This is a genomic window from Microcoleus sp. MOSTC5 (assembly GCF_036701825.1).
GTDB lineage: Bacteria > Cyanobacteriota > Cyanobacteriia > Cyanobacteriales > Microcoleaceae > Microcoleus > Microcoleus asticus.
This window is the reverse complement of the sequence record NZ_JAUBRK010000015.1, coordinates 1-18,918: the sequence shown is the minus strand read 5'-3', so window position 1 is coordinate 18,918 and position 18,918 is coordinate 1. Positions and strand designations below refer to the sequence as shown.

Here is an 18,918-nt window from a genome sequence, read left to right as displayed (position 1 = left end):
TAGATTCAACCTTTAACTTGATAGCACAGATAGGCCGCCAAATGAATTCCGATTTTCGCAACCAATCCGAAACACCCCAATTTGAAGATGCTGCATCGCTGACAGTAGTTGCAGAAATGTATTACTCTCAAGGCAATTTAGCAGCAGCCGTCGCTGCTTGTCGCCGAGCTCTGGAATTGCAACCGGATTGGGCGGCGGCTTACGTGACAATGGGGAATGTGCAGCAAGCAAGCGGCTACATTGAGGAAGCGATGCGGTTTTATTCTGAGGCGATCGCCCTGAATCCCGACTTTGCTGAGGCCTATGCTAATTTGGGCAGTATGCTCTACAAACAAGGGCATTTGGTGGAGGCGATTGTCAATTACGAAAAGGCGATCGAACTCAAACCAAATTTGGCTGCTGCTTACTGGAATTTGGCAGGCGCACTGAAGCAGCAGGGGCAGCCGGATGCAGCGGTAGCATACGAGCAAAAAGCTCTCGAACTCAATCCCCATCTGGCTGAGGTAGATTTTCACTTAAATTTAGGAGATAAATTAGCGCGGCAAGGGAAGTTAGATGAGGCGGTGGCTGCATGGCAGCAGGCGATCGCATTCAAACCCGATTTAGCCGAAGCATACTGTCAAATTGGCATAGTTTTGCGCCACCAAGGCAAATTTAAAGACGCAATACCCAACCTTCAAAAAGCTCTAGAAATTAAACCCGATTTTATTTCGGCTCACCAACATTTGTGCGGCATCCTCAGAGATACTAGCGATTTAGCGGCAGCGCGGCAAGCCGTTCACAAATACAGCCAAATGTGTGCCGAAACCGATCCTATTATGACCGCGATTTACTTCGTCAGCACCTATCAAGTGTCGGGATTGAATCAAATTGCGGGCGATCGATTTTTAGAGCTAGAGTCGTACTTGCAGCAAAACTTAGAAACCGCTAGTTCGATAGAAATTAAATCGCTTTATGCAAACTTATTATTCAGCACGCCTTATTTGCGAGATGACTTGGCTGCCAACTCAAAACTTTACAGATTAATTGCCCAAAAGTATATCGACAAATGTATCAAACCTAATTTTTCTCAACCCGCAAATTACAGTTTCAAACCAAATGCCCCATCCAGCAAGTTAAAAATCGGCTTTTTGTCCAATCACTTCAGCCGCCATTCTGTAGGTTGGTGCAGCGCTGACATCATTCGCGAATTGTCCGACATCACACCCAATTTGTATTTGTACGCTTCCGAAAGAATTGTTCCTGACGATCGCACTCAGCAATTTGAAAGTTTGGGCAAACTGACTTTTCCGAAAACGTACCCGAACGGACTTGCCAATTCTGCAGAAATTATCGACCAAATTCAGCAAGATGAATTGGACGTTTTAGTCGATTTAGATTCTCTCAGCGTACCAGTTCACGCTGACATTCTCTACCAAAAACCCGCACCAGTTTGTGTTTCTTGGCTCGGATTTGATGCGCCTTACATATCGCCGGAAAATTACTTTCTTACAGACTGGCACTCGCACCCAGCAGACCGAGAAAAATATTATGACGAGCAGCTAATTAGGATGCCGGATTCCTTTGTAGCTGTGTCAGGTTTTCAGAGATATGGAGTCGATCCGGTTGCATTGAGAAAGTCGAATCGGATCGGTTTGGATCAAATAGTTTACCTGTGCGTCGCTCCCGGCAGAAAATTTAATCGCGAGTTGGTGAAAGCACAAATTGCGATTCTCAAAGAAGTGCCGAACAGTATCTTAATTCACAAAGCTTTAGGCGATGCTGCCGTGTTTGAGGGTGCGTATCACCAAGCTTGCGAAGCTGAAGGAGTCGGCCGGCACCGAATTAAGTTTTTGCCGAGATTTGCTACTGAGGAAGAACACAGAATTATCTATTTGCTGGCCGATGTTTTGTTAGATTCTTATCCTTACAACGGAGGAACTCACACTTTAGAGGCTTTGTGGTTTAATTTGCCGGTGGTGACTCGCACAGGAGAGCAGTTTTTGTCGAGAATGGGTTATTCGTTTTTGCAGGGTTTGGGAATTGAAGCTGGTGTGGCTTGGTCTTGGTCGGAGTATGTGGATTTGGGTGTAAAATTTGGTAAAGATCCTGAATTGAGAAACGCAATTAAAGCACAGTTGGTGAAATCTAAAGATGGAGCCAATTTGTCGCCGCTGTGGAATCCGAAAAAGTTTGCTGGAGATATGTATGCGGTGTTTGAAAATTTGTGTAAAATCAATTTTGAAAAGTAGGGACACGGCAATGCCGCGTCCTAGTCCCCGCGCCGGACACGGCAATGCCGTTTCCCTACAATTAATCTGGCGATGGTTACATTTTTCATCAAGGAAGATGGATTATTTTGGGTAGGGAAACGGCATTGCCGTGTCCTCGGTTGCCTATCGTTCCGATGTAAAGGTCAACGATATCATTCGTCATCTAAAATCTAAAATCTAAAATGGTATGAGTTCAACACTACCAACGATTAAGTTTTTAAAACAGCCGACTTCGGAAGCTTGGATAGAACAGGCGATCGCCCATTTAGATACAATCTTATTAGACCATTCTCATTGCGAACGGAAAGCAGCGGGAGTAGCGTTAAATTTAATGTTTCGCTACCCAGCCCGAGAAAAATTGGTGAGGATGCTAACGGCGATCGCCCGCGAAGAATTAGAGCATTTCGAGCAAGTCAACCAGCGCTTAGAACAGCGCAGCATAGCTTTGGGCCCTTTGGCTGCACCTCCCTACGGTGCTGGTTTGTCCGGTCAAATTCGCAAGCAGGAACCCGAAAGACTTTTGGATTCTTTGTTGGTTTCTGGTTTGATAGAAGCGCGCAGTCACGAAAGGTTGGGGCTGCTGGGCGATCGCTGTCCAGACGCGGAATTAGCTAAGTTTTACCGCAGTTTGATGGCTTCGGAAGCGCGCCATTACGGGGTATATTGGATTTTAGCAACAACTTATTTCGATCGCGCTCTTGTGGTTGACAGGCTGGAGGAATTATCATTAGTAGAGAGCGAGTTACTAGCAATTCTTCATCCTGAACCGAGAATTCACAGTTAAAAGTTAGCTGCATTTAAAAACTGTAAAACACAAAAAATCAGTAATTTTACAGTTGCTAAAGTCAAAAAATAAATATACATTTCAACCACCAATGAAAACCCAACATCTGGATTTTTTAATTCGTTCCTGGGAAACGCGCGATCGCGCTGAAGCTTTCTATTTAATTCGGGATGTTTTAGCAGAGTACGGTTTAAAATGCGAACCTCACGGGGCAGATCGAGATGTCTATGATGTAGAACTGCACTATCAGAATAAAGGTGGCGAATTTTGGGTAGTTGAACGGCAGGATCGAATAGTGGGTACGGCGGCTTACTATCCGATTGAGCGCGGGAATAATGCTGTGGAAATTCGCAAAATGTATATTTTGCCAGCAGCAAGGGGACAGGGTTTGGGGAAATTTTTACTGAAAGAATTGGAAAGTAAAATTATCGCTTGCGGATTTGATGAAATCTGGATAGAAACTGCTAGCATTCTCAAAGAAGCTGTTAAACTGTACGAAAATAGCGGATATCTACCGACAACTGGTGTGGAGACGCAAAGGTGCGATCGGGTTTACGTAAAATCTCTAGCTATAAAAAAGCTATAATTACTAAAAATTACCCGCTAACTTTAATTTTTTTCTGCCGCAGAGGAATCTCGATCGCAAATTCCGAACCTTCTCCCAATACAGAATTGCAAGAAAGCTTGCCACCGTGTTTTTCTACTACAATAGAGTGCGAAATCGCCAATCCTAAGCCAGTTCCTTTGCCAATGGGTTTAGTAGTGAAAAATGGGTCAAACAAGCGCTTTTTCACATCTTCGCTCATCCCGGAGCCGCTGTCAGCTATCCGTATCGCAACGAAGTTATTGTCCGTTACTTGGGTGCGAACCGTAATTGCGAGATTTTTGGCGGTGCGATCGGATCTATTCATCTCCATTTCCAAGGCGTCTAGCGCATTGCTCAACAAATTCATAAATACTTGATTTAACTGACCGGGATAACATTCAACTAAAGGCAAATTACCGTATTCTTTAATCACATTAATTGTCGGGCGATCGGGTTTATTTTTCAGGCGGTTTTGCAAAATCAGCAGCGTGCTTTCAAGGCCTTGGTGAATGTCAACTTGTTTCATTTCGGCTTCGTCAAGTCTTGAGAAAGTCCGCAGGCTCAAAACTATGTCGCGGATGCGATCTGCTCCGACTTTCATAGATGCTAAAATTTTGGGTAAATCTTCAACAAGATAATCAATTTCAAAGTCTTCTCTTGCCTCTAAAATTCTTGCGGTTGGCTGCGGGTATTCCTTATGGTAAAGTTGCAGAATTTTTAGCAACTTTTGAGTGTATTCGCTGGTGTAGCTGAGATTGCCGTAAATAAAATTAACAGGGTTATTAATTTCGTGGGCGACGCCTGCTACTAACTGTCCCAAACTCGACATTTTTTCACTTTGAATTAATTGAGTTTGGGTGCGTTGGAGTTCGTGCAAAGTTTGTTCTAGCTGTTGAGTTTGAGCTTGAGCTAATCGGGCCGCTGTGCGGGTTTGGGTGTACAGTTCGGCGTGGTCGATCGCGATCGCAATTTGAGCGACCACTGCTTGCATCAGTTCGACTTCGGAGTCGCTCCAATTTCGCACGGACATAACCTGATAGCAGGTAATCACTCCAATATCGCCGGAAGCAGTATGAATTGGCAGCGACAGCACTGATTGAAGTTTTGAAGCCTGGAAAAGTTCGCGCAATTCTACATCTTCAAAAGTGCTGACATCATCAATTCGCAGAATTTCTCGCCGCAAAATCTGTCCCACTACGAGACTAGATTTGTCGTCTACAGGATAAGTGCCGAGACTACTCGGCAAATCTGCATTCTTCGCTTCGCAAGTTACCTCCCAAACCGGAGGATTGCTGTTGGGGCGATACCAAGTGAAGATGCACAAATCTAGGTGCATCAGATTGCGAATTTCTTGAACGGCGGTTTCTAAAATCGTGTCTAAATCCAAAGAAGTGCGGATTTGATTGGCAATTTGATTGAGCAGCAGTTCTCGCTGAGCTTGCTGTATGAGCGCTTGTTCCGATCGCACTAAAGTTTCTTCTGCAAGTTTGCGATCCGTTAAATCTTGAATAACTGCTTGGATAATTTTTTCATTTCCCACCTCGATGATTGTCAGCACGACTTCTGCGGGAAAATCAGTACCGTCTAAGCGCTGGTGAACCCAATCAAAACGGTGGTTTCCCCGCTCAAAGGCGAGATCTATCACTTCGTTAACCAAGCTCAAAGAATCTCTGCCGTTAGGTTGGAAAGGAGGCGACAGTTGGCCGGGGTTTTTGCCGTACAACTGTTGCGGGGTAGTGCAGCCAAATAGTTTTAGAGTGGCTGTGTTGGCATCGGTGATGGCATTGTCACATAACATAAAAACAGGCAAACTGGTTAATTCGTATAGCGATCGAAATTTGGCTTCCGACTGCTGCAATGCGGCTTCTGTTTGCTTGCGATCGGTAATGTCGGCAACCATTGCCAAAGCACCCACATAGCATCCCTGTTTGTCTGCCAAAGATTTAGTAGAAACTATCGCCCACAAGTCGCTGCCGTCTCGGCGACGGAACTTAAAATCGTGCTGTTCGTTAATTCCTTGACGGCGGCGGTCGAGACTGATTTGTGCGATCGCCATACCTTCTGCATCCATGAAAGCAAAGAGCGACTCCCCGATCATTGCCTCTGGGGTGCAGCAGAGCATATCGGCCATTTTTTGGTTGACAAAAGTAGTTTTACCCTCCGCATCTACGATCCAAATTCCTTCGTCGGCTGTCTCGACAATGCACCTGTATTTTTCCTCACTTTCCTTCAGCGCTTCTTCTGCTAATTGGCGAGCCGTAATGTCTTGAGTCATTAGCAATCCGCCGATGATTTCTTGCCGTTCGTTTCTGACTGGCAAAGCATAACCGAGGTAGAAGCGATCGCTGTAAATCATTTCTGTAACAACTGTTTTTCCTGCCAGTGCTGCCCGATAAGTTGGTTCGAGATAAGCGCAAACATCTGGCTCGAATACATCCCAGATTGTCTTGCCTTCCATCAAATCTTTAGAAAGCCCCACTGCTGCTAATTCTGTACCTTCTACCAGCGTGTAGCGCAGTTCTGGATCGAACAACATCACCGCACCGTTAGGAAAGTTACTTGCCATAGTGCGGTAAAGCTGTTCGCTTTTTTGCAGTGCAGCTTCTGCAAGTTTGCGATCGCTAATGTCAACTACGACTGCACCGATGCCGATCGCTTCGCCATCTTTGTCGAGCAGGGGAAAATAAGAGCCTGTCAGGTGTCGGACTAACCCCGGTTGTCTTGGATTTTCACAACTCATCTCGATGTTAATTAGGGGTTGTTTCGTTCTCAAAATTTGTTCGTATAAAGGCTCTACAATTGGAGCGATATTCGGCAATATTTCGCGTACAGTTTTGCCGATGTGCTCTGCTGGGTTCAGGCAATTTATTTCTGCTATAAATTGGTTAATTTGCACGTACCGCAGTTGGGAGTCCAAAATGCAAAGCCCCGCCGGCGCCTCCTTAAAAAAGGCATCAAATAGTGCTTGTCTCTGTGCTAATTCTTGTTCTAAAGCTTTGCGAGCGCTGAGATCTGTTAAATAGCAAATCATCCCGACAACTTCTCCCGTGCTGTCTTTCAATAGCGAAAGCATCAGGTGCGAGTAAAAATTTTCTCCCGATTTACGGCGTGTTATAACTTCTATTTCTGGCTCGCCTTTTTTTTGTAGCGGTTTGATGACTTGATCTAACAAAAATTCGTGCTGTTCTGGCGAGTAAATTAGAGAAATGTGCTGTCCGATAGCCTCAGTTTTTTGATAGCCGTATAACTTTTGGGAGGCTTGATTCCAAATGCCGATCGAGCCGTCTATATCTGTAGAAATCACCGACTCCTGAATTTGATCGATAATTTGACTTTGGAGACGCAATTTTTCTTTGGTCTGTTCCAGTTCGGCGATTTTTTCTTCGAGTAGTTTCTGAGTTTTTGCCAGTTCGGCAGTCTGCTCTGCGAGCAATTTTTCTAGATGTGAATTGCTGTGCGGGGGCGCTGATTCCAGCGGCTCGCTATTTTGAGGCTGAGGATTAAAAATTTCTTCAGCACTCAGCCAAATCGCGCACTCTCCCCCTGTTTCAATTGCCCGCTCGCAAACTCGCACGGGTACGAGATGGTTGTTTTTATGTTTGTATACTGCTTCGCACAGGTGCGTGTGGCTATTTTTTGCTTGACATTCTAGAGATTTTTCTGGGCGCGCGCACTGTGTTTGCTGAATTTCCCAGTAGTTGAGGTGGAGAGTTTCTGCAACTGTGCGGCCGATAATACTTGCAAAAGCTGGATTTACGTCGAGAAAAGTCCCGTCCGTCCGGCACAATGCCAACCCGATCGGGCTGAGTTCTAACAATTGGCGGCGGGAGCGATCGCGCTTGGCTTTTCCTAACTGGCTTTGCATCTGACATAGCTGGGCTTGAGTTATTTAATTATATCTTTTTATATTGTGTATTGCTGTGACTTTTATCCTTGATTAAGCAAGAGAGAAGAAGGAAGTTCGGCAACCGATTGTATAACGGATGTAACGGATGTAACGGATGGATGCTGAGGTTCGAGGGAAGAAGGAAGAGGTTCGAGGTTCGAGGTTCGAGGGTAGTTCGGCAACGATCCCTGTACTGGATTTAACGGATGGATGTTGAGGAAAAAGACAGGATGGGGAAACAAAAATTAGTAATAATCAACAGGGAGGAGGAAAGAGGGAATGAGAAAAAACCAGAAAAATTACAAAAGAAGAAGTACAAAACTGGTACAAAGACCATTAATTTATACATAGTATCTTCCCTCCCACCTTCTTCCTTCTTCCTTCTTCCCTCTTCCTTCTTCCTTCTTCCCTCTTCCTTCTTCCTTCTTCCTTCTTCCTTCTTCCCTCTTCCTTCTTCCTTCTTCCTTCAATTAATCGCGGGCAATACCTTCGGATCTGGCCGCCAACTGTACTGCACCGGCGACAGCAATGGCAACTCTTTCGTCAAAAACCGACGGTATAATGTGCTCTTTGTCAAGCTGGGAAGGGCTGACTAAAGAGGCGATCGCGTAAGCTGCTTCCAAATACATACTGGGCGTAATCGTGGCAGCTTTGCAGTCCAAAGCACCTCGAAATATTCCCGGAAATGCCAAAACATTGTTAATTTGATTCGGGTAGTCACTGCGTCCGGTGGCAATGATTACCCCATCATCCACAATTAATTCTGGCTGAATTTCGGGAATGGGATTTGCCATTGCAAAAACAATGGGATTTTCGGCCATCAAACGCACCATCGCACGGGTGAGCACTCCGGGCGCGCTGACCCCTAAAAATACATCGGCACCGGCGATCGCATCTTCCAAAGTACCGCTCGAAGCCACAGCAAATTCTAGTTTTTCTGGGTTCATATCCGTGCGGTCTTGGGAGAGGACGCCTTTGGAGTCGCACATGATGATGTTTTCCGCACCTGCTTTACGCAGCAACCGGGCGATCGCGACTCCTGCCGCACCGGCTCCGTTAATCACGATACACACTTCTGCTATGGTTTTTTTGACGATTTTCAAGGCATTAATTAATGCTGCCAAACTAACAATCGCAGTGCCGTGCTGGTCGTCGTGAAAAATTGGAATATCTAAGGTTTCCCGCAATCTTGCTTCGATTTCAAAGCAGCGGGGAGAAGAAATATCTTCGAGGTTAACGCCACCAAAAACCGGGGCGATATTCTGCACTGTGCGAATAATTTCCTCGGTATCTTGGGTATTCAAACAGATAGGAAAGGCGTCAATACCTGCAAATTCTTTAAATAGCATGGCTTTGCCTTCCATGACTGGCAGTGCGGCGGCAGGGCCGAGGTTTCCCAGTCCCAAAACTGCGCTACCGTCGGTAACAATGGCAACAGTATTTTGTTTGATTGTAAGGTTGTAAACTTGTTCGGGGTCATTGGCGATCGCCGTGCAGATGCGGCCGACTCCAGGGGTGTATGCCATTGCCAAATCAGACTGGCGTTTGAGGGAAATTTTGCTAACTACGCTGATTTTTCCGCCGCGGTGCAAGTTGAAAGTGCGATCGTACACATCGATCACTTTGATATCCGGCAGCGCTTTCACTGCTTGGAGTATTTCTTCGTTGTGCTCGATGCTGTAAGCATCGACGGTGATATCGCGAACTGTAGTGGCGCGGGTTTGCTCGATCAAGTCAATTTGGCCGAAGTTGCCGCCGACAGATGCGATCGCGCTGGTAACTTTTGCCAGCATTCCCGGCTGGTTCGGCAGAGCAACCCGAATTGTTAAACTAAAGCTGGGATTTGGTGTCAGTTTTACCATGATGCCTTGATTTCAGATTTGAGAATTTCAATCTTAGATTTTATCGCCAATGTTAGGCATAAAATTTAATAATTCAAATTTTCAACTGAAATTTTTAACAACTTCTATGAGCCTGTGATACGATCGCTCTGCACTGCCAAGGGTGTCGCTGGGAAACTCATCTTTTTTTGAGTTGAGCTTTGCTTTGTGTATAGCTTGTGACTCGCCCACAAACAGCCTATTTTCTGTCAACTTCGCCGCGAACCGCGAATAGGAAGCGTGGGGCTAGAAACCTGGTTTTTGAGGTAAAAGCGCGCAAGTCTTATCTATTTTTGATAATATTTCTGCTTATTCTGAACACGAGCAGATATTTCGCAAAACTCTATTTTCCAGCGATACCGCCTAATTTCTGCTGCTGTCTTTTGAAGCGAGACACCCAGAAGAGTTGATGCGGCTTTTTGATGGCCTTTATTCGGAAGGTAAAAAGTAGATGCACGGCTGTTTGAGCCTGCAGGTAAAAATCTGAGCGACTGACAAGCGGGCATTTGATATATATATTTTGCCTGCTTGTTTAACACTTGCCAAGGATTGCGAGTGCAACCTGGCAAACGATCTAATTACCTGCACTCTTTGCCCGATAATTCCAGGGACTGTAACTAACAGACAATCTACCCCGCGCCGGCACAGGCACAGGTTCAGCCGAACCGTGTACAGTTGCTGGTTGCTAACTGTCAATTTTATCGATCGGCCGCAGCATCGGCACATCTAATAGTAAAGAATTTGCAAGCCAGACAATCCGGGGGAACTTTTTCTAAGTTTTGCATATCGACTGATTGCTCTGCCTCGCTGCCGGCCGGAAGTATGCACAGGGCCACTTGTCCGACTCCTGCCATGAGTTCGGCAACTCGCTCCAAAATACTGTCCATTTTTTCAATTAGTTGCTCTGCTGCATCCAGACTCGGCGCGATGATGAAAAAGGTTTTGACTCCATCGGGACATGGAGCGAAGCCGAGAGTACACTCTCGTAATAGTGCTTGGCTTGAGAGACTGAAACCGTCGTAGAAGCGATCGATTACTGCTTGATAAAAGGCTTGGGTCAGAGAACGATCGCCAAAAATAGGTTGAGATAACATAACTACTTCCTTTCGTAGGATTTTTGGGAGCCTTGAAAAAATTTTAACATACCTTAATGTAAGGGATTTAACAAAATGATTTAGCGATCGAGATCATGGACTTGATGTGACATTTTTTAATTTGTGTAGCGATCGCAACTGTGATAAAATGTACTCTGTGTTACCACTGCCAGTGATTTTGATCGCATCAGCAGCTCACAGCTAACTACAAAATTTCCTAATAACTGGGGAGAGAGGGAGAGGGGGAGAGGAGGAGAGGGAGAGAGGGAAATTACGTAAGTAGTAAGAGTATTATTGGCAAAAAGTGCTTAATTTAGAGTTTAAAATAAACATCCAATCAAAATATTAAACATGAACTCGATCGCCCAACAGTTAAAAGCAAGATTTGAAAAAGCATTCACCGCTGCATTCGGCGAAAGTTATGCAGGTGCAGATCCGATGCTAGCCGCCGCCAGCAATCCCAACTTTGGGGACTTTCAGTGCAACGCGGCGATGAGTTTGGGGAAAAAGTTAGGAAAGCCCCCACGGGCGATCGCCTCGACAATCATCGAAAACCTAGATATTACTGACATCTGCGAAACCCCAGAAATCGCCGGACCAGGTTTTATCAATTTGAAGCTGAAACCGGCTTATTTGGAAGCGCAAATTAGTGCGATCGCCGCCGACTCGCGTTTGGGGATTGAAGCCGCCAAAACGCCTCAGACAATCGCGATCGACTTTTCGAGTCCGAATATAGCCAAAGAAATGCACGTCGGACACTTGCGATCGACAATCATCGGAGATGCGATCGCCCGCACCCTCGAATTCCAAGGCCACGACGTACTCAGAATCAACCACATCGGCGACTGGGGCACCCAATTCGGAATGCTGATCGCATATTTGCGCGAAGTTCACCCTGAAGCCCTCACAACCGCTGATGCCCTAGATTTAGGCGATTTAGTCGCATTCTACCGCCAAGCAAAACAGCGCTTTGACACAGACGAAACCTTCAAAGAAACCGCCCGCCAAGAAGTAGTAAAACTGCAAGCAGGCGCCGAAGACACCCGCCGCGCTTGGAAATTGCTGTGCGATCAATCGCGCCGCGAATTCCAAGTAATCTACGACTTGCTCGATATCAAATTAACCGAACGCGGCGAATCGTTTTACAATCCATTATTGCCCGCAGTAGTCGAAGATTTAACCAACTTAGGTTTGCTAGTAGAAAGTGACGGCGCGAAATGCGTTTTTGTAGACGGTTTCACCAATAAAGAAGGCGAACCACTGCCGCTAATTGTCCAAAAAACCGACGGAGGCTACAATTACGCCACAACAGATTTAGCAGCAGTGCGCTACCGCATCCAAAAAGACAATGCAAAGCGCTTAATTTATGTCACCGATTCGGGACAAGCCAACCATTTTGCCCAAGTATTTGCAGTAGCGAGAAAAGCCGGTTGGATTCCTGATGATGTCGAAATTGTCCACATTCCCTTCGGTTTGGTATTGGGAGAAGACGGCAAAAAACTCAAAACTCGTTCTGGGGAAACAGTGCGGTTGCAGGATTTGTTAGATGAGGCGATCGTCCGCACGCGCCAAGATTTAGAAGATAGATTAAAAGCCGAAGCAAGACAAGAAAGTGAGGAATTTATTGCTAACGTATCTCGAACAGTTGGTTTGAGTGCCGTTAAGTATGCCGATTTAAGTCAAAACCGCGCTAGCAACTATATTTTTAGTTACGACAAAATGCTCGCATTGCAAGGAAATACCGCTCCTTATATGCTGTATGCTTACGTGCGCGTCCAGGGAATTCGCCGCAAAGGTGAGATTGATTTTGATAATTTAGATGCTGGTGCGAAAGTAATCTTGCAGTCTGATGCAGAGTTGGTTTTAGCCAAACATTTATTGCAGTTGAGTGAAGTTGTGAATGCTGTGGGCGGCGATTTGTTGCCGAATCGGATTTGCCAGTATTTGTTTGAATTGAGCCAAAAGTTCAATCAATTTTTTGAGCAATGTCCGGTTTTGAAAGCTGAGGAACCGTTGCGGACTTCGCGGTTGATTTTGTGCGATTTGACTGCAAGAACTTTGAAATTAGGTTTGGAGTTGTTGGGGATTAAAGTATTGGAAAGAATGTAATTTTTTAACTCCTTAAAAGCTGTAGGGTGCGCGAGAGCAATCAATATTTGAATCTCGATGATGAGACTATTTGGACTCACGCACCGTCCAAAGTCTTGAACAATACCGATGTAACCAGAAATAAGATAATTTTAATCGCTGATGAACGCTGATAAACGCTGATGAAAGAGGAGCGGATAGGGCGATAATTTATTCCCAAGTTCCCTCTAGTTCTCACATTTGTGCTGTCATGGTTTTGACTTTTTTTGAAATTTAAATTTAGTTAATTGTAGCGCCTCTCTAAAATCGAGCCTTCACGGCTTTTTGTTAACAATCAAGCTCTCCAGAATGCCTTTAAACATTGTTACGACAATTTGGCGATCGTTATCTCTGACAAAAATATCGTAATTAGGACTTGAGTTAATTTCAATCAACCAATATGCTCCTTTTGTATCTAGTGCGATGTCAAACCCCGCATAATTAATCGCAATTTCACCAAAAACAGGTTTAACAAAATCTTCAATCTCCGACATGAGATTGGGATTAATTATATGTTTTGCTTTTGCACCTTCCCAGTGCAGCGGGCTTAAATTTCCCGCAAATTTAGCCTGAGATTTGTCTTTCTCGTACAACAAAACTAGCTTTTCTTTGCAGAATACAGCCCGATATTCGTGGACAATTTCGATATATTCTTGAGCTAGCGCCACATAGTCATAATCTTTGCTGTTGACGTTAAATATAATTTCTAGGGCTTCTTTAATTTGCTCTCTAGTTTCACACAAAAAAACATTGTTGCCGCCAGCACCGCGATTTCTTTTGAGAATCACCGGGAAAGCGAATTTTTTGTTTACTTCTAAAACTATTGATTCAATATCTGGCAAAGTCAAATACTTTTTATACTTCTCCTCGCAGTGAGGCGAGACAAAACCGAGAGTTCTGGGAGTATTTATTTTGCCGTTTAATAGTTGATAGGTATATTCTTTGTCTTTAAAAATCTCTGCTACTGACGCGCTGTTAAATGGCGTCATGTAATTGACAAAATAATATTCTTTGCCGCCCTGTTTTAGTCTAATCAAGTTTTGGGAAGGATGCAGGATTTCGTAAGGGATATTTAATTCCTCACAAGCTGCCAGCAGGATTTCAATATTGGTTAGCATCAAATGTAACTTAATTAGAAATTAATTTTAAAGATTTGAGATTAGAGAATCGCTTCCCAATCTCAAACCTCAAATTCGTTAGCGCAGCCCTCGAAGAGGATCGCACTTCTATCCAAACAATCGCTGCTGTCCGTTTGCCGCATCTTTCCCGGCATAAATCTCGCGCGTTCCCTTGGGAATGTAAATCCAATCGAATTCTTGCAAGCGGTTTGTCAAATTGGAAATGCTCACTCCCAATTCATCTCTCATTTTATATAAATGCGACCACTTTGTTAAATCGCGTCCCTGTCTTTTTTCCTCCAAAATACACCGAGGCATCAACAAACAGCTTGCAAAATATTGCGCTTGCCATTCGATCGACAAAACCTTATTATCCGCACTCGCACCCCGACAAACAAACGGTTCCTCGACATCCTGGGCGGTTTTTCCTTCATTGCCCAAGTTTAATTCCAACTGTTCCACAGTCCCGTCTGCTTCGTCTTGATTGACGTGTAGCACCCAGTGTCCGATTTCGTGGGCGATCGTCGATTCGATGAAGCCCGGCGGTTTTTCGAGAATCTGTTCGTTGATTTCGATTAACCGCTGCTGCGGCAAAATCCTCGCCGCGATCGCACCTTCTTCATCCGGCTCAATGCACTCCCAAACTACGCCTAAATCCAGAAAATCAGCAACCGTTGTCGCATCAAAAGGCCATCTCGGAGCAAAATTTTGCGTTTTCTGCATCTGCATCAAGATGTCATTTGCCAAACGCTCGATCGATTCTTTGGGATAGAAGCAATACGGCTTAAAAATACTCACTATGAGGGGCCTCTCTTACGCTTCAAAAGACTGTTTGAGCCAATCTGGATTTTCTTGCATCCGGCGGAAAAGAGCCTGCATTTCCTTGGGATTCTGCTTAAGCAGCGCTTCGTACTGCTGCGGCAGTCTCCCCGCCAAGAAAATCAATTCCTCTTCGTTTATGTCTAGATTCCGCGCTAATGCTCGGATTACGTCCTCTTTTGGCGCATAATCGGCTCGATCGTTCTCCAACTTCGACAAATAAGTAAAGTCCACACTTAGCATAGCTGCAAGCTCACGTTGTGAGTAAGCTTTGTCCTTGCGAGCTTGACGGATCAGTCTTCCAAATGTTTGTTCCACGGTTTTTTGCCTCCTGACAAGCATTCTAGCCTGTTTTGATGAAAAGTTCAACAAAAGACTTGACGGGAAAATCAACCCGCGCTACCATGAAGTTAGTTGACGGTTTAATCAACTAAGTTAACCGCCCTGGTAGGGTCAAAAGGGGAAATTATCCCAGGAAACAGCTACATATAGCGCCTTTAAATTCAGAGGAGTGAGAAGCGCTGGGCGTCAAAACGCTTGTACGCAGCAAATAAGGAGGAGCAGATCGCAAATGCTGAGAACCTGGACAGACACGCATTACAAGCTCGAAGACGATGACTGGCTATACATCGCCACCCACGAAGAACAAAGCTCAGCCTCACTGGTTTGTCCCGGCTACGCGCGGGATGGCGAAGGCTTCAGCATCCACTTCACCCCAGCGCACTTAGAAACGTTAGAGCATTTGCTCGCCGCGCTGCGGATTATCAAAGCTCAACAAGAGGCGATGCTTGAGTATACCTATCCAGAACCAAAAGCGACAACACATCTGATTAGGTAATCGAATTTCTGCCGCGAGCAATGTACGAGATTTAACGGATTACCAATTACCAATTCCCGGTAAAGCAGCAATAAATAAATAAGGAAAAACGAACCATGACTAAAACACAAGAAAGACCTACATTTTCAGTATTTGGTGCCAAACCGAGCAATGCTTTGCTAGTACCGGAAATTCCGATCGCCGTCCGCAATAACTGCCAAAGTGGCCAGTGGGCGATCGGCGACACCGACTACGGTTCCAAGTGTTCCATGACAATCCTCAAATTCTCCAAATTCTTCGGTTCCCTCGGTCAAACTTCCCACACACTGTGGGGTCAACTGTGGTTTGTCGCAGAAAGTGGCGAATTGCCGCAAGGAGTTGTCATGGTGACCTACATCAAAAACCGCAGCTTGAACGATTTTAACCGTTTGGTAGCATCAGTTCAATCTCGCGGCGTAGAGCCTGCAACCGGAATTTTTATTCCCGAATTTGTCAAACATTCCGGTCAAAAACCCGACGATAGCGGAGTAGTAAAACCGATCAACTACTACAGCTTAAAATGGTCTTGGAACGAGCGGAAAGATTGGGCGGTTATCGACCAAGCCGCAGCAGTTTTGTCAGATTCTAGCAATCAATCGCGGATGATTGACTTAGAAGGAACAAAAGCTATGGTGTGTTTAGATAACCTGCCGGCGCAGCAAATTGCCTGCTTGATGGCTGCTCACGCTGGCGGTGAAAGCGATGCTATGGCTTTGAATTCCAACGGCAGTATGTCGCTACCGCCAGCCGAAGACCAATTAACTGCTGACTTGTTCTAATTTTGTTGTAAAGGCGCGATTAAATCGCGCCTTTACCATAACTGTTACCACAACTGAAATGAAGAAATTAACCAACCTGAAAACCAAACCAAACCTGCAAGAAAGCCGTTTGAAAGAGAATCTTGAGCTGCTAGACCAAATTCGGACAGACGCAGTTAACGACATCGAAAGTCTCACCGAAGACTTCCAACACATGACTTTAGTTGCCGAATCAGTCCAGCGGAATTACCGAGCTTTGTTAGCCGAAAATCAATTGCTAAAAGGTACTCTTTTGAGTATAATTGATGAGTGCGATTGCAGGGAAGGAAATCGGTGCGATCGCTGCTGGAAAATTCTCAAAACTCTAGCCAGCGCCAATCCCGAAGAAAAATCCGATGCCGCCAGAAAATACCAAGCCATTCTCAGCCAACTCCGCAACTCACAATAACTGAAAACGTCTCACTCAAAAGTCTCGAAAAGTTAGAATCAGGAGAAAAAGCATTATGACACTAGCACCTGCCAAAGATAGCAAAGCGCAAATTTTGCAAAACTTTCAGCAGATTTTAGCCGACAAAAAAAAGATCGAATCCAAAGTCGAAACCAAAGAACAGTCAGCCGAAAAAGCCAAAAACAAACAAGTCCTCGAAGTCGCTTCCACCTACACAATTGACAGCATAGTCAAAGGCTTGGCAGACTTGCAATTAGATTTCGGCAGCATCACCAGCGGACTTTCGGAAAAACTGAAGGCGGAATCTTCAAAATTAGACGAATTAAAACGCGCGATCGAAATTGAAGCCGCACAATTGCAAGAGTTGCAGCAAATCAGAGTTGTAGCAGACGCCCTCCACATTTTAACTCAAGAGCACCGAGAAAAATTGACCCTGCTCGAACAAAACAGCGCCAACCAACGCGAAATTATCGAAAAAGACACGACCCAAAAGCGCAAGGTTTGGGAAAAAGAACAGCAAGAATTTGATGCAGCAATTCAAGAAGAAACTGCACTCATAACTAAAGACAGTCAGGAAGAAACAGCCGATTACCAATACGAATTACAGCGCAGCCGCAAAATCGAAACCGACGAATACGAAGAAACGAAGCGCAAACTAGAACGGCATTTGCAAGAATCTACCCGCGAAAAAGAAAAAAATTGGGTGGAACGGGAAAAAGTCCTCAGCGACAATCAAGCGGAGTTTGAAGAGAATCAAAGAAAAGCCGCCGGATTTGAAGAAGAACTCAAACAGGCTTATGTCAAAGCCAAAGAAGAAGCAATTCAAGAAGTTTCCCGCGAAGCTAAAGTCAAGGCAGATTTAGCGGAAAAAGAATGGGAAGGAAGCAAGCAGGGATATGAATTGAAAGTGCAATCTCTACAGCAGACAATTGGGCGACAAACCGAACAAATCGCCGAAATTTCCGCGCAACTGCAAGCCACGATGAAGCAAGCGCAAGATTTGGCAATCAAAGCTTTTGCCAGCAAAGCTTAAAACCCAGTAAGGTGTGCAATACACACCTTACGAAAAAATGACAGAAATTTTCCCAACTATTAAGGAATGAAAAGTCATGAACAAAAGAGTTAGCGACAAAAGCACCAAGGCTGAAATTTTAGAAGCGTACAAGGAAGCAGCGCAAGAAAAAGCGCTGTTAGAATCGCAAATCCAACAGCTAAACGCTTCCCAAAAGCAAAAACCAGCCCCAGAAAAACCTATTGTGGAGGCACCAAAACCAATGGCTTTAACTGAAAATCCACAAAAAATGCAGTCCACAATCGACAATTTGATTTTGCTGCAATTTGGCTTTGGTGGCGCTGTCAGCGAGTTGTCTGAAAAATTAACTTCGGAAGCTGCTAAAGTCGAAGAATTGCGGCGCACTGTGGGCGAGGAAATTCAACAACTGCAAGAGTTACACAGTTTAGAAGATGTTGCAGAAGATACGCTGGACACTTTAATTCAACAGTACGAAGAAAGCGCGAAAACTTTTGCTGGCGAACTCAGCGAACAGCGCGAAACTGTTGAACAGGAATTGTTGGAACGCCGGCAAGCTTGGGAAAAAGAGCAGGAACTCCAAAAGTTGGCCGTTAAAGAACGCAATGAGAATCACCAAAAAGCTCGCGAGCGGGATGAAGAGTTGTATGATTACGACTTGAATCTTCAGCGAAATCTGGACATCGAAGAATACGAACAGCGCCAGCAAACGCTGTACAAAGAAATTGAAGAATTTAAGCAGGAACAGGAGAAACAGTGGGCGGAACGCGAAAAATCTATTTCGGAACGAGAAAAACTTTATGCTGAGGTTAAAGCTAAGGTAGAAGCTTTCCCGAAAGAACTGGAAGCTAATATCAAGAACGGGAAAGATAACGGCCGCAATATTGGCAATTATCAAGCTAAAGTTAAGGCGGATTTGTCTGCTAAAGATATCGAAGGGCAAAAGCAAAATTATGAACTGCAAATTCAAGGGATGTTGCAGACAATTCAAAATCAAGATGAGCGGATTGCTAGCTTGTCGAAACAACTGGATTCTGCTTTGAAACAGGTTCAAGATTTGGCGGTGAAGGCGATTGAAGGTTCATCGAATTTGAGTTCTTTCCAAGCAGTGAGGGAAATTGCGATCGAACAAGCGAAGACTCAGCAAAAAAATAAGTAGATAAAACTCGGCGGTTGAAACCGGGGCTACACAAACGAAGTAGATAGGGCTTGCTGAAAATAAGCGAAAAGCTGACTGTACAAGGCTTATAGAAGTCTTACAAGGGCAAAGAGGACACGAA

16 protein-coding genes are annotated in these 18,918 nt (G+C 44.9%); 9 read left to right on the top strand and 7 right to left on the bottom strand.

From position 1 onward, the window contains the following. Positions 1–41: 41 nt before the first annotated feature. The 3 genes from QUA54_RS10410 (at position 42) to QUA54_RS10400 (ending at position 3,622) form a co-directional block, all read left to right on the top strand. Positions 42–2,231: a tetratricopeptide repeat protein gene (locus tag QUA54_RS10410; RefSeq protein ID WP_333414519.1), complete on the top strand. Its 2,190-nt coding sequence runs from the start codon at positions 42–44 to the stop codon at positions 2,229–2,231. Positions 2,232–2,439: 208 nt separating this feature from the next. After that, complete coding sequence (locus QUA54_RS10405) at positions 2,440–3,036, top strand: tRNA isopentenyl-2-thiomethyl-A-37 hydroxylase MiaE (protein WP_333187268.1); 597 nt, start codon at positions 2,440–2,442, stop codon at positions 3,034–3,036. 91 nt (positions 3,037–3,127) lie between these two features. Further along, the gene (locus tag QUA54_RS10400; protein ID WP_333414518.1) at positions 3,128–3,622 is read left to right on the top strand and encodes a GNAT family N-acetyltransferase; all 495 of its coding nucleotides are present in this window, start codon (positions 3,128–3,130) and stop codon (positions 3,620–3,622) included. Between the two features lie 10 nt (positions 3,623–3,632). Here the strand turns inward: QUA54_RS10400 and QUA54_RS10395 are convergent, their stop codons facing one another. The 4 genes from QUA54_RS10395 to QUA54_RS10380 form a co-directional block, all read right to left on the bottom strand. Further along, complete coding sequence (locus tag QUA54_RS10395; protein ID WP_333414516.1) at positions 3,633–7,487, bottom strand: PAS domain S-box protein; 3,855 nt, start codon at positions 7,485–7,487, stop codon at positions 3,633–3,635. Between the two features lie 362 nt (positions 7,488–7,849). Continuing rightward, positions 7,850–7,978, bottom strand: a complete 129-nt coding sequence (locus tag QUA54_RS10390) for a hypothetical protein (RefSeq protein ID WP_333414514.1) — start codon at positions 7,976–7,978, stop codon at positions 7,850–7,852. Next, on the bottom strand, positions 7,979–9,370 hold the full coding sequence (locus tag QUA54_RS10385; protein ID WP_333199811.1) for a malic enzyme-like NAD(P)-binding protein: 1,392 nt from the start codon (positions 9,368–9,370) through the stop codon (positions 7,979–7,981). Between the two features lie 716 nt (positions 9,371–10,086). Further along, positions 10,087–10,482, bottom strand: a complete 396-nt coding sequence (locus QUA54_RS10380; RefSeq protein ID WP_333414513.1) for a hypothetical protein — start codon at positions 10,480–10,482, stop codon at positions 10,087–10,089. 351 nt (positions 10,483–10,833) lie between these two features. Between QUA54_RS10380 and argS the strand changes: the two genes are divergently transcribed. Further along, the gene (argS, locus tag QUA54_RS10375; RefSeq protein WP_333414511.1) at positions 10,834–12,591 is read left to right on the top strand and encodes an arginine--tRNA ligase; all 1,758 of its coding nucleotides are present in this window, start codon (positions 10,834–10,836) and stop codon (positions 12,589–12,591) included. A 293-nt stretch (positions 12,592–12,884) separates the two neighbouring features. Here argS and QUA54_RS10370 read toward each other — a convergent pair whose 3' ends face one another. From QUA54_RS10370 to QUA54_RS10360, 3 genes are all read right to left on the bottom strand, one after another. Continuing rightward, on the bottom strand, positions 12,885–13,727 hold the full coding sequence (locus QUA54_RS10370) for a YheC/YheD family protein (RefSeq protein WP_333414510.1): 843 nt from the start codon (positions 13,725–13,727) through the stop codon (positions 12,885–12,887). Positions 13,728–13,835: 108 nt separating this feature from the next. Then, positions 13,836–14,525, bottom strand: coding sequence for an ImmA/IrrE family metallo-endopeptidase (locus QUA54_RS10365; protein ID WP_333084758.1), 690 nt, complete (start codon positions 14,523–14,525; stop codon positions 13,836–13,838). Between the two features lie 15 nt (positions 14,526–14,540). Further along, a complete protein-coding gene (locus QUA54_RS10360; RefSeq protein ID WP_172189318.1) occupies positions 14,541–14,864 on the bottom strand; it encodes a helix-turn-helix domain-containing protein in 324 nt (107 codons plus the stop codon). 253 nt (positions 14,865–15,117) lie between these two features. Here QUA54_RS10360 and QUA54_RS10355 point away from each other — a divergent pair, with 253 nt between their 5' ends. From QUA54_RS10355 to QUA54_RS10335, 5 genes are all read left to right on the top strand, one after another. Continuing rightward, positions 15,118–15,384: a hypothetical protein gene (locus tag QUA54_RS10355; protein WP_006634886.1), complete on the top strand. Its 267-nt coding sequence runs from the start codon at positions 15,118–15,120 to the stop codon at positions 15,382–15,384. 95 nt (positions 15,385–15,479) lie between these two features. Further along, a complete protein-coding gene (locus tag QUA54_RS10350; RefSeq protein WP_333414508.1) occupies positions 15,480–16,181 on the top strand; it encodes a hypothetical protein in 702 nt (233 codons plus the stop codon). 58 nt (positions 16,182–16,239) lie between these two features. Beyond that, on the top strand, positions 16,240–16,608 hold the full coding sequence (locus QUA54_RS10345; RefSeq protein ID WP_172189322.1) for a hypothetical protein: 369 nt from the start codon (positions 16,240–16,242) through the stop codon (positions 16,606–16,608). Positions 16,609–16,663: 55 nt separating this feature from the next. Beyond that, positions 16,664–17,641 carry a hypothetical protein gene (locus QUA54_RS10340; protein WP_333414507.1) on the top strand — a complete coding sequence of 326 codons (978 nt, stop codon included), beginning with the start codon at positions 16,664–16,666 and terminating at the stop codon, positions 17,639–17,641. Positions 17,642–17,717: 76 nt separating this feature from the next. Next, positions 17,718–18,797 carry a hypothetical protein gene (locus tag QUA54_RS10335; RefSeq protein WP_333414505.1) on the top strand — a complete coding sequence of 360 codons (1,080 nt, stop codon included), beginning with the start codon at positions 17,718–17,720 and terminating at the stop codon, positions 18,795–18,797. Positions 18,798–18,918: the final 121 nt, after the last annotated feature.

Excerpts from the sequence above, each read along its gene's own strand:
- QUA54_RS10335 (WP_333414505.1), top strand. The coding sequence starts at position 17,718 with ATGAACAAAAGAGTTAGCGACAAAAGCACCAAGGCTGAAATTTTAGAA.
- QUA54_RS10340 (WP_333414507.1), top strand. The coding sequence starts at position 16,664 with ATGACACTAGCACCTGCCAAAGATAGCAAAGCGCAAATTTTGCAAAAC.
- QUA54_RS10405 (WP_333187268.1), top strand. The coding sequence starts at position 2,440 with ATGAGTTCAACACTACCAACGATTAAGTTTTTAAAACAGCCGACTTCG.
- QUA54_RS10345 (WP_172189322.1), top strand. The coding sequence starts at position 16,240 with ATGAAGAAATTAACCAACCTGAAAACCAAACCAAACCTGCAAGAAAGC.
- QUA54_RS10395 (WP_333414516.1), bottom strand. The coding sequence starts at position 7,487 with ATGCAAAGCCAGTTAGGAAAAGCCAAGCGCGATCGCTCCCGCCGCCAA.
- QUA54_RS10400 (WP_333414518.1), top strand. The coding sequence starts at position 3,128 with ATGAAAACCCAACATCTGGATTTTTTAATTCGTTCCTGGGAAACGCGC.
- QUA54_RS10380 (WP_333414513.1), bottom strand. The coding sequence starts at position 10,482 with ATGTTATCTCAACCTATTTTTGGCGATCGTTCTCTGACCCAAGCCTTT.
- QUA54_RS10350 (WP_333414508.1), top strand. The coding sequence starts at position 15,480 with ATGACTAAAACACAAGAAAGACCTACATTTTCAGTATTTGGTGCCAAA.
- argS (WP_333414511.1), top strand. The coding sequence starts at position 10,834 with ATGAACTCGATCGCCCAACAGTTAAAAGCAAGATTTGAAAAAGCATTC.
- QUA54_RS10370 (WP_333414510.1), bottom strand. The coding sequence starts at position 13,727 with ATGCTAACCAATATTGAAATCCTGCTGGCAGCTTGTGAGGAATTAAAT.
- QUA54_RS10385 (WP_333199811.1), bottom strand. The coding sequence starts at position 9,370 with ATGGTAAAACTGACACCAAATCCCAGCTTTAGTTTAACAATTCGGGTT.
- QUA54_RS10355 (WP_006634886.1), top strand. The coding sequence starts at position 15,118 with ATGCTGAGAACCTGGACAGACACGCATTACAAGCTCGAAGACGATGAC.
- QUA54_RS10410 (WP_333414519.1), top strand. The coding sequence starts at position 42 with ATGAATTCCGATTTTCGCAACCAATCCGAAACACCCCAATTTGAAGAT.